At 53.1% G+C, this 10,759-nt stretch carries 7 protein-coding genes; all 7 read right to left on the reverse strand.

Translation table 11 applies throughout. From position 1 onward, the window contains the following. Nucleotides 1–191: 191 nt before the first annotated feature. Nucleotides 192–1,454, reverse strand: coding sequence for a serine hydroxymethyltransferase (gene glyA, locus Q4526_RS00865; protein ID WP_215974822.1), 1,263 nt, complete (start codon nt 1,452–1,454; stop codon nt 192–194). A 156-nt stretch (nt 1,455–1,610) separates the two neighbouring features. Next, nucleotides 1,611–2,597 carry a 2-hydroxyacid dehydrogenase gene (locus Q4526_RS00870; protein ID WP_215974823.1) on the reverse strand — a complete coding sequence of 329 codons (987 nt, stop codon included), beginning with the start codon at nt 2,595–2,597 and terminating at the stop codon, nt 1,611–1,613. Beyond that, on the reverse strand, nt 2,597–3,073 hold the full coding sequence (locus tag Q4526_RS00875) for a DUF4870 domain-containing protein (RefSeq protein WP_215974824.1): 477 nt from the start codon (nt 3,071–3,073) through the stop codon (nt 2,597–2,599). Before Q4526_RS00875 ends, Q4526_RS00870 begins: the two co-directional genes overlap by 1 nt. 30 nt (nt 3,074–3,103) lie before the next feature. Continuing rightward, on the reverse strand, nt 3,104–4,735 hold the full coding sequence (locus Q4526_RS00880) for a hypothetical protein (protein WP_215974825.1): 1,632 nt from the start codon (nt 4,733–4,735) through the stop codon (nt 3,104–3,106). A 300-nt stretch (nt 4,736–5,035) separates the two neighbouring features. Beyond that, the gene (locus Q4526_RS00885; protein WP_215974826.1) at nt 5,036–6,790 is read right to left on the reverse strand and encodes a DUF1631 family protein; all 1,755 of its coding nucleotides are present in this window, start codon (nt 6,788–6,790) and stop codon (nt 5,036–5,038) included. A gap of 137 nt (nt 6,791–6,927) precedes the next feature. Beyond that, nucleotides 6,928–8,268 (reverse strand): hypothetical protein, encoded by a 1,341-nt coding sequence (locus Q4526_RS00890; RefSeq protein WP_215974827.1) that lies wholly within the window; start codon nt 8,266–8,268, stop codon nt 6,928–6,930. An 11-nt stretch (nt 8,269–8,279) separates the two neighbouring features. Then, nucleotides 8,280–10,622: a TonB-dependent receptor gene (locus tag Q4526_RS00895; protein WP_303609491.1), complete on the reverse strand. Its 2,343-nt coding sequence runs from the start codon at nt 10,620–10,622 to the stop codon at nt 8,280–8,282. Nucleotides 10,623–10,759 lie beyond the last annotated feature (137 nt).

The raw sequence follows: 10,759 nt of genomic DNA on the forward strand, positions 1-10,759 counted from the left end.
ATTGTGTTGCGCTGGCGCCTAGCGGTGTCAAGCATTGTCGCCATTCATCTTCATACACCGTGACAATAAAAAGGGCGACCCCGGTAAGGAGCCGCCCTTCTATAGCATTCCGCATTCCGCATTCCGCGTTATGCGTTCCACCCCACCGCGTCCGACGTCAGACTTCCGACCTCAGACGCGCGCAGCGTACATCAGCCATAAACCGGAAACTTGGCACAAACGTCCAACACTTTCTGTTTCACGGTGGCGATGGCTTCTGAGGCGTCGCCTTTTTCCAGACCGTCCAGCACGTCACACATCCAGTGCGCCAGGTCGGTACACTCGCTCTCGCCAAAGCCGCGAGTGGTGATGGCTGGGGTGCCAACACGCAGGCCAGAGGTCACAAACGGTGAGCGAGGGTCGTTGGGTACGGCGTTTTTGTTAACGGTGATATTCGCTTCGCCCAATGCGGCATCGGCGTCTTTGCCCGAGTACTCTTTGCCAATCAGGCTCACTAGCATCAGGTGGTTTTCAGTACCGCCGGAGACCACATCGAGGCCGCGCTCCAAAAACACCTTGGCCATGGCCTTGGCGTTTTTCACCACTTGCTGCTGATAGGTTTTATAGTCGTCACTCATGGCTTCTTTAAAGCTGATGGCCTTAGCGGCAATCACGTGCATCAAAGGACCACCCTGACCACCGGGGAATACCGCAGAGTTGAGTTTCTTTTCGATTGCCTCATCGGCTTTGGCCAGAATAATACCGCCGCGAGGACCGCGCAGGGTTTTATGGGTGGTGGAGGTTACCACGTGAGCGTGTGGTACAGGGTTGGGGTAAACACCCGCAGCGACTAAACCTGCCACGTGAGCCATATCAACCAGTAAGTAAGCACCTACTTTATCGGCGATTTCACGAAATCTTGCCCAGTCCATCACCTGTGAATAGGCCGAAAAGCCAGCCACAATCATGGTGGGCTTGTGCTCTAGCGCAAGGCTTTCAACCTCGTCCATATCCACCAGACCGGTGTCTGGGTTCAGGCCGTACTGTACGGCATTGTAGGTTTTGCCGGAGAAGTTAGGCTTGGCCCCGTGGGTCAGGTGGCCACCGGCGTCCAGGCTCATACCCAAAATGGTATCGCCGGGCTTGCACAGCGCTTGGTACACTGCACCGTTGGCCTGTGAGCCCGAGTGCGGCTGTACGTTGGCGTAATCGGCACCGAACAGCTCGCAGGCGCGCTCAATAGCCAGCTGTTCACTCTTATCGACATACTCACAACCGCCGTAGTAACGCTTACCCGGGTAGCCTTCGGCGTACTTGTTGGTAAGCTTGGTGCCCTGCGCCGCCATGACCATGGGGCTGGTGTAGTTTTCCGAGGCAATCAGTTCGATGTGCTCTTCCTGACGACGGCTTTCATTTTCGATTGAGGCCCAAACTTCCGGGTCAAACGAGGCGATTGTTTGGTCTTTATCAAACATGGGCAATTCCTAAACTAACGGGCAGCGCGCCGGCACTGCCGGGTTAATGAGTAAGGGTGGAAAAAGGAAAGGCGCGATTGTACACCAATCGACCAGCCTTGTGCATCTATTACGTCGAGCCATATGGACACGCCAAACGGCGACTAAGTTAAGAGGCTAACAGCCAACGATAAATCCACTACCGCTGCAATCACCGCGCGCATAAGCTTGCAAGTTTTGCCGCGTCACACGGGCAATTTCTGCCAGCGCCTCGCGGGTAAAAAATGCTTGATGGCCGGTAATCACCACGTTGGGGAAGGTAAGCAGGCGGGCAAATACATCGTCTTGTAAAATCCCGTCGGACAGATCATTAAAAAACAGGTCCGCCTCCTCTTCGTAGACATCGAGCCCCAAGTAGCCTATGCGGCCGCTTTTCAGTGCGGCGATAACCGCACGGGTATCAATCAGGCCGCCGCGACTGGTATTGATTAGCATCACCCCCGGCTTCATCTGCGCTAGGGTGTCGGCATTGACCAGATGATGGGTGGCTTCAAGTAAGGGGCAGTGCAGAGACACGATATCCGACTCGGCCCACAAGCGCTCGATACTCACAGCCTCTGCCAGCACTGCCATGGCGGCGCTTGGCGCCGGATCATACACCAGCGTACGACAACCAAAGCCATTCATAATGCGGGCAAACGCCTGGCCGATTTTACCACCGCCAATAATGCCTGCGGTTTTGCCATGCAAATCAAAGCCGAGCAGACCATCCAACGAGTAGTCCTGTTCGCGCACTCGCGCGTAAGCCCGGCGAATATGGCGATTAAGGTCCAGCACCAGCGCCGCGGCGTGCTCGGCAACCGCGTAAGGCGAGTATTCTGGCACGCGACACACAGCAATACCGAGGCGCCGGGCAGCGGCGATATCAACATTGTTAAACCCGGCGCAACGCATGGCGACTAACCCTACCCCCCGCTCAGACAATTGCTCCAATACCGCCACATTGACGACATCGTTAACAAAACAACAGACCGCATCAAAACCTGCAGCCAGGGGCGCACTCTGTTCGTTTAGGTGCGCGTCAAAGAAGGTCAGCTGCCAATCGGCGAAGTGATCAAGATAAAGACGGTCGTAACCTTTGGCATTAAAAACAGCGAGGCGCATTATTCATCGATATTGGGGTTAACAGCGAAAAACGAGATGCTCATAGGGTAGTTCTGAATAACGCCGTCTTTGGCGCGAACCGCCCCGATAACGGCAAAGATAATTGATATCACGGCCAGTATCACGGTCATAAAGATACCAATCACCACAAACCACAGCATAAAACAGATTATATGATAGATAAATGAGCTGATAATCCAGTTAAAAACTACCTTACCTTGCTCATTAATGTACGGATCGTCCCGGCGAATAAGCCACAACACCAGCGGCGCAACCCAACCACACATAGGGAGCAAATAACCGCACAACTGAGCAAAATGCATCAGCATGCTGTAAGTGCGATTATCCATATCCATCGTTGGAGCAGCACTGGCGCCGCCACCGAGCGCCTTGGCCTTAGCTTCGTCATACTCTTGCTGGGTAATCATGCCTTTTTCTTTTAGTTCGTTCAGCTTTTCAATTTTTTCCAAATCCATGACCTTGCTCCGGCATATTAGTGGCTGTCATTAACGGTGGGTCAGTAAGCGTAAATATTTGCGCACAGGTTCTGCAAATTTATCGTACTGCTTCCCCAAAAGGGAGTTAAGCTCATCTTCTGTCACAAAGCCAATGCTTTCCCGATGGGCGTTTTTCGCTAAGCGCAGCGTTTCTTGGTAATCCAACACGCCATCTAGATTTTGATAATCCACCCAGTCGGCCTGTTCGGTCTGCAACCGCTCCTGATGCGCGGCAACCAACTCTGGAAGTTTGGTGTTAGGCGCCATATTGAGCGCGTCTATATTGCGTGGCAAATCGGTAAAAGGGCTGACGGAACCGCTATTACTGGTTATCAGGAAGTGTCCCGCGGTGGTGACGCTTTCCAACTGAACAAAATGATGCGGTTTCCACTGGCGCAACAACACCATAATCAGCCACACCCATAGCGCCGGCTTTAACGGCGAAAAACGCGCAGCTGCCGCGCAAATAGAGGAATCCTCCGAGAGAAAAATACGCACCAGCGCGCGCTTGCCCAGCATGGGGCGAGCACCGACCGGCTCAAAATCCCCCAGCGAGGTAAAACCTTGCGCCGTCAGTGCTTTTTCGACTTTATCGCAAAAGGCGCGCTCGGAGCGGGGAAATTCACAGGCATCGACTGGCTGATAATCGGAGTTGGGCTCGCGTGCCTGCTTAATAATGTCTTGCGCCACACTGAGGGCCAGCGCTTCGTCGGGGTCATCACTGACCGTCTCGAGTAACTCCACTATGTTGCCGTTGTTGTCGGTGTACTGATCGGCCAGAGTATCCATCAGGTTATTGCTCATGTAATCAACCATGCTCAACTCGCCGTTATCCGCTGAGGGCATGCCTTCGCGCAGCGAATTGGCAAAAGCTTCGCGCCCATTGCGGCCACCGTTTAAACAGCCGTCGCGTTCCTGGATTAAAAATTCACGAAAATCTTCACCTTCGGTATCAAGGTGTCGCAACGCTTGATCATAATCGACAATGGCGGCATCAAAATCGAGCAATAGCTTATGAAAACCTGCGCGCTTAAAATACAAATGCCAATCGTCAACCTGATGATTTATAGCCCGAGTTATATCTGCCGCCGCTTTTTGCAAAGGTACCACCGCAAGCGCCGAAAAACCGAGTGCGTCTTTGACTTGGGCCTCACCGTTTTTGGGCTCCAGCGCAAGCGTACGATATAATTCAGCGCGCTCAATTAATAAGTCGTGAGTGTGCTCTGGGTGTGCGGCTATTAACACTTCGAGCTGATCATGCATAGCTTCGCGATTGCCCTGGCGGGAGTACACAAACGCTTTCAAGCGCGATAACTCATAGTGCTCTGGCAAAGCAGCGCTGGCTTTGTTCAGCACCTTTAAAGCTTGCTCGCTGTCTTTTTGGTCGAGATAAAAGTGCACCAAACGCCCCCAAAGCTCTGCCTCTTGCGGCTGACGCTTAATAGCTCGCAAAATGACCGTTTGGGTTTGATCGTGAAGTTCCAGCTCAGCCAAGGCATCCAGTACAAGGTAAACCACCTCAAGGTTGTCTTCATCGGCTTTATACAGGGGGCTTAGTCGCTTTAATGCGGCTTTGGCTTTACCGTTTTCCAACAGTTCGCAAACACGAGCTATTTGCGCGGAATGTTCGTAAGCATTCATAAGTGTGCCTTACTCATACGTTTTTTGTTATTAGGGAGTCCCTGATAAAGCCTTCCGTTGTCTCTGCGCGAGCCCAAACGTTCACTGCGCAAGGTGCTCTTCGCAGGTAATGGCCATAGTCCTTGGCAAGAAGGGCAACACAGCGGGTGGACGTTTGGGCCGCACCCTTCGGGGCTTGCAGAGACTCTTTAGTTATTGATCTGTTTAATGACCCATTAACCAAGCGCTTGGTGAATATAATACCGACATTTGCCGCTAAAAAGCAGATCTTGCGCAAGAAAAATACAATCGAGAAAGTTGTTACGCCTGTGTGCGCTTTTGGCCGAAGACTATTTGCTCCAGGCGACTGTCAAAACCGGGCTCGGCATCGTAAAAGTCAATATTGCCGGCCATGATCTGCTGCATTAACTCTTCGCGCCGCCACTCATTGACTTTGCGCTGGTACTGATCGAAGAATATATATTTCCCCGTAGAAGGAATAATCATAGCCAAGGTACAGCGCTCGGTATGATTGTCGCTGTCGGTAATATCGGCCGACATGCCTGTTACCAGTGTTTCAATGCGAGCTGCCGCGGCTTGTTCACGCTGCGCCTGCAGGGCTTGGCGAGCCTCAAGCTCGGCCTGTTCACGCTCTACTTTTAAACGATGTAGACGGGCCTTCTCTTCTGCCAGTGCCTGCTCGCGTGCGGCCTTATTGGCCTGCTGCCGAGCGGCCTTGGCGCGTTCACGTTCGGCGCGCTCACGGGCCAGTTGCGCTTCGCGCTGCTGTTTTATTTTTTCTTGCTGTTGCCATTTCACCTTGGCCTCGGCATGGCAGTACTCCAGCCGAGCTACAGCTTTGTTCATGGCAGTGCTAAAGACTTTAATATTGGCCATGGGTTCGGCATCGCGCCGATCTAAAGCCTCAAGGAAACTGCCGACGGACATTTGCACCACTTTATGTCCTAAGCGATTGACGAAAATCAGCTCATCACTCACCGGCGATTGCAATAAATACTGACAGCGTACATCCCCTTCATTGGCATTGGTAAAACGCAACCAATCGCCACAGTTTAGCCGGTGCTGCTCCTGGTCTCGGCGGTGAGAGCGCAAACGCGCGGCGGGGTTTTCCCTCGCCATGGGCGGTGCGATGTCAGCATCCGGCAACGCCCCCGCCAACAGTTGATCCACTCCGTCTAGCACATCGCTCATAAAGTGGTGGTAAGTTTGTAGCTCACAGGTTTCAGGAGGTTTTGTTGATTGCAATCGTGCGCCCAGTGCAGGAGCCTGGCGGTGCAGTTGCACTTGCTCCTCAGCTGACTTATTGGGCTCAAACATCTTACAAAGTGACTGCAATAAATCGCACCAAAGTTCCCACTCTTGATGGCGATCATTAATCAAATAAAATTGTAAGGCCGGCCCCATGGTGTGGCGAATATAGGTGAATACGCTATCGGGCAAGCGGCTGCCAGCCAACCATTGGTTCAGTGTCTCGTCTACTTGCCGCTTAGCTTTTTGGACCTTTAATTGGCCGAGTTCAGTATCACGAATGCGCGCCGCTACGCGCCCCGCGCGCTCCAAGTCGCGATCAGCCTGCTGATTGAAATCCTCGATGGCCTGAAGACAAACGGCAGGGTCTTGACCGCTGAGCATTTGCAAGGTGTGATCACATTGGGCCAGAAATTTATTCGCCGCACTACCCAGCCCCGGGTACCAACTATGCAGATGAAAAAAGAAGGTATCCCAGGCGATAAACCAGCGTTTTTCGCTCACATGACTAAAGGCTGCATCCTCTGCAATCAACTCAATTAAGATACGCTGCACTCGCTGAAGGCGTTCGGCCAACTCCAAGTCACAACGAAGATTATCGCCGATGCCACGCGCCAGCCATAAGCCGACCAACCAAATGGGGTCTGCCCCTGGGGCTTGCTGGTGGAAGTGATCAAGGGACAGTCGAGGAGTCGCCAGAAGCTGCGCTTGCAGTTCGACGCTAAGTGGATCGCGTGCTGCAACCCAGAGCTGTAAATCCGACAAGCATGCCGCAAGCGTTAACTGTTTGTCTTGCGAATGCTCCATATGGCTTGAGGCCCCCTAGATGATGTAACTACACGGATGGGGTAACCTAGCAAGGCACCCAGTGCATTACATTAGCATAATACAAAGGGCGCCAAACCAATAGGGTGAAATTAATACACCCTGACTAAGAATAAAACTCAGTGGTCGTGGTCGTGGTCTTCTTCACCATAGCCGACCCAAACACCGCCTGCAGGCACAAAATCTAATTCCCAGTGCGCATCGAGCTCAAGTGCTTCGACATCGACCGGAATCACTTCTGACTCACCGGGGTTTAACACATAAATATGGTGGCCATCGGGCTCGGCGATAAAGCTCAAGCTTTGCCCCTCTGCCAAAACAGATGCATCGGTTACGGCCAATTCACCGTGGACAGACCAGTCGGCCGTATCCAGCACCACCAAATTACCATCGGCTAACAGTGCGGCGAAAAACTCACCATCGGCAACAAAATCGCTAGCGACCACTGCAACGTCTGACTGCCAAGCCAGTGACTGCAAAGTTGCCTCGTGCGGATCAACCAAGACCAAAGAGCCCGAGGCGATGCCAATAACATCGTGAACCTCTTCGTGTGCACGCAGGCTGCCCACTCGGACATCGGCGGCCAACACGTCACCGTGGGTGATTTTTGCCACCTCAAAACCATCGTGCTCTTCAATCACCAGCACACCGTCACCACAGGCAAAGAATACATGGTCTTCGTTTTGCGCACTGCCGTGCAGGGCTGGACACGGCTCATCAAAGATGGCTTCCAGTTCGTACTTGGTATCGTGCAAGTGGTAGACGCTCACCCGATCCGGCAGAGTTGAGGCTGCATCGGCATCGCGCTCAGTGGTGTAGAGATGCTCGCCACGCACCTGTGCCGCACCGTGCATATGGGTGGCAAAGCTCAAGGTGTTGGCAAGGCCATTATCCGCCACGGTGTGGGCATCGAAAGTGGCCACGCCTGCAACATCACTGGTGTCGCCGTTGCCATCGTAAAATACCGCGACCTGTTCTTCATCAAAGGTGTAGTGAGTTGGTTTTACGCCATCCAGATGGAAATCCAAAATGGCTGGGGCCTCAGCGTAGGGGTGATCGTGATCACCGTGGTCTTCCTCCCACACACCACCGTCGACAAAGCTGACCCAGTTATCGTCGCGGTGAATAAATGCCGCATAGCGATAACCCGGTACGGGGTAGGCGTAACCAATAGACGCAGGCAAGGTGAGCTCGGTCACCTCATCGCCATCGCCCGCCTCAAAAACATGAACCGTATCGGTGCCTGCCTCTATCAACAGTAAACGCGCATCACTGACTTCATCCTCGTGATCATGCTCATCTTCTTCATGATCGTGTTCATCTTCTTCGTGATCGTGATCTTCGTGACCGGGCTCTGCCACGTCTTGCGCATAGATATTAGTTTCGCTGCCGCCGCAGGCGCTCAGCAATAGCGCCAAAATAGCGGCCGACAGTGGCTTTACATTTTTTTCAAATAACATTTCCAATCTCCTTAAAAGCTTACGCGAATGCCGGCCGATGCCGAACGCGCTGCGCGTGGCGCAATATCTTTAATAAATGACGAGTGAACGCGAGCGGTTTCGTTAAGTAAGTTGTCGCCACGCAAGAATAATTTGGCCCCATCCAACACCGGCAAGGTGTAGCTCACCTCAACATCGAGCCAGGTGTAGGCATCGGTGCTGGTTTCGAGCTCAGCGGTTTCATCCGCTTTGAAATAATGGGTGGCACTGGCACTCATTAGCCAAGATCCGCTTGCATATTCCGCCTGTAAACCAAGTCGCATGGGTGGAATGCGCGGTAAGTTACCGCCGTCACGCAAGGTGGCGCGAATGTAATCGGCCGACAGACGCAAGATTAAGGGATCTGCCACCTGCCAGTGCACCTCCCCTTCTAGACCATAAAGCTCAGTATCGGCCGAGGTGAATTGATACACCGGCAAGAGTTCATCTTCGCCCTCGTGTTCATCCTCAGCGTGATCATGTTCATCTTCCGCATGGTCATGCTCGTCTTCGGCGTGGTCATGATCGTGGCCACTTTCTTCGAACAAACCAGTGGCTCGCTCGTAGTAGAAGTTATCGATCTGATTATAAAAAGCGCCCACTACAAAACCGATATTGCCAGAGAATTTTCGCAATGAAATATCGATGTTATTAGCCGTTTCCAGCTCCAGTGGCTGCTCGGAGAAGTTAACAACCCAGTCGCCTTCATCGTTAGCCAGGATGTCAAACAGTGCACCGACCTCGTAGGTCCCGGCGCCGATATGCGGACCAAACGATAAAGATTCGGCGGTAGAGGGGGCGCGCTGCGAATGCGATACCGACAGGCCGAGGTTATAACCTTCGGCAAAATCCCAAACGGTTCCGACCGACACACTGTAAGGCGTAAACTCATGGTCCGAGCGGTAAACACCGCGCTCACCTTCGCCGTCAAGCAAAACATCCGTGGCGTCAATTTGGATTAACTCTAGACGACCGCCAATTTGCAGTAACCAGTCCCCAAAGTGTCTCTCTTCCATCACAGCCGCGGCGATAGACTCGGTCGTCGCTGGTGGCGCAAAGGCTTCTTCACCTCTGGCCCAACTCTCTTCGCGCTTACCGTGCAAACTGAAGGCACCGCGCCACTCTGCTAAGGGCTGGTGATATAAATCTAAACGCGCTTCGTGTAACTCGGTTGAGAAAATGGTGCCTATAGCATCACCCTCAACTTCCTGGTGCTGATAATCGGTATAACCGTAGCGAAAACGCGCCTCGGACACCAGCGAGTGATCAAAGCTGTATTCGCTAACCAATTGCACACGATCCTGCTCCAAGTCCGCCTGCACTGAAATACCGTCATGACTGTGGCCGGGAATACCGTAAGTGCGCTCCAGGCGGCCCACACTGATGCCGGTAAAACCACTGTCACTGATATAGCTGCCGCCAATGGTGGCGCCCTGGCTGTCGTAGGCGGAATTTTCTAATACGCCATAGGCTGCATCGGCATCGGGGTTCGCCTCTGCAAACTCAGGCACCTCCAGATCATCCGCATCGCGCCAAAAACCATCGACATGAAACGCAAAGTCACCGGCAGCGACATTGGCGCTACCTTGCACGACCGGCTCACTGTTGGCACCGTTGTATTCCAGTTGGAACTGACCAAAGGTGTCAAGGTCTTGCGGAATACGATCATCCACCACATTGACAACACCACCTATGGCACCGTTGCCGTAAAACAAGGTGGCCGGTCCACGCAGAATTTCAACCTGGCGGGCGGTTGTCGCCTCGCCAGTAACCGCGTGATCGGGGCCAGAGCGCGACACGTCGCCAACATCCAACCCATTTTGCGCCACTAATACGCGCGGCCCAGATAAACCACGAATAATGGGTGTACTGGCTACCGGGCCGTAATAACTGGAGTGAACCCCAATTTGCTTACCCAAGGTGTCGCCTAGAGTGGCCGCTTGCTGATCGCGCAGCGACTCGCCACTTAACACTGTCACTGGGGTCGCCGACTCTAATTGCGAAACATGCCAAGGCAAACCGGTAACGTCGATCACCTCCATCACAGTCTCATCCAGTGTGATGGTGAGCGATGTATCTCCACCGTGAACATGCGCGTTTTTGTGCATAAAACGCGGAGCGCGTACATGCAGCTCTACGTCATCACTGGACAATTCTTCCAGAGCAAATTCCCCGGTACTATTGGTCTGCGTACTGGTACGCGTTCCTACCACCTGCACCGTTGCGCCACTAATCGGCTGACCAACTTCATCAAGCACCACACCCCGAATAGTATCGGCACTGGCCCAGGCAGGCAGCACCAAGCAACCCAGGGTCAACAAAGACCGTTTCAACACATACACCCCCAATGGCGAATCATTTCCCGCGGGCAAAGCAATACGCCCTACCCCTAATTGCAAAATGTTATAACATAACACTTGGGATTTGCAACAATATAACGTTTTGCGGGTAAAATGAATGCTGAATGCTGAAT

This window comes from Gilvimarinus sp. 2_MG-2023, assembly GCF_030547685.1.
In the GTDB taxonomy this organism is placed as follows: domain Bacteria; phylum Pseudomonadota; class Gammaproteobacteria; order Pseudomonadales; family Cellvibrionaceae; genus Gilvimarinus.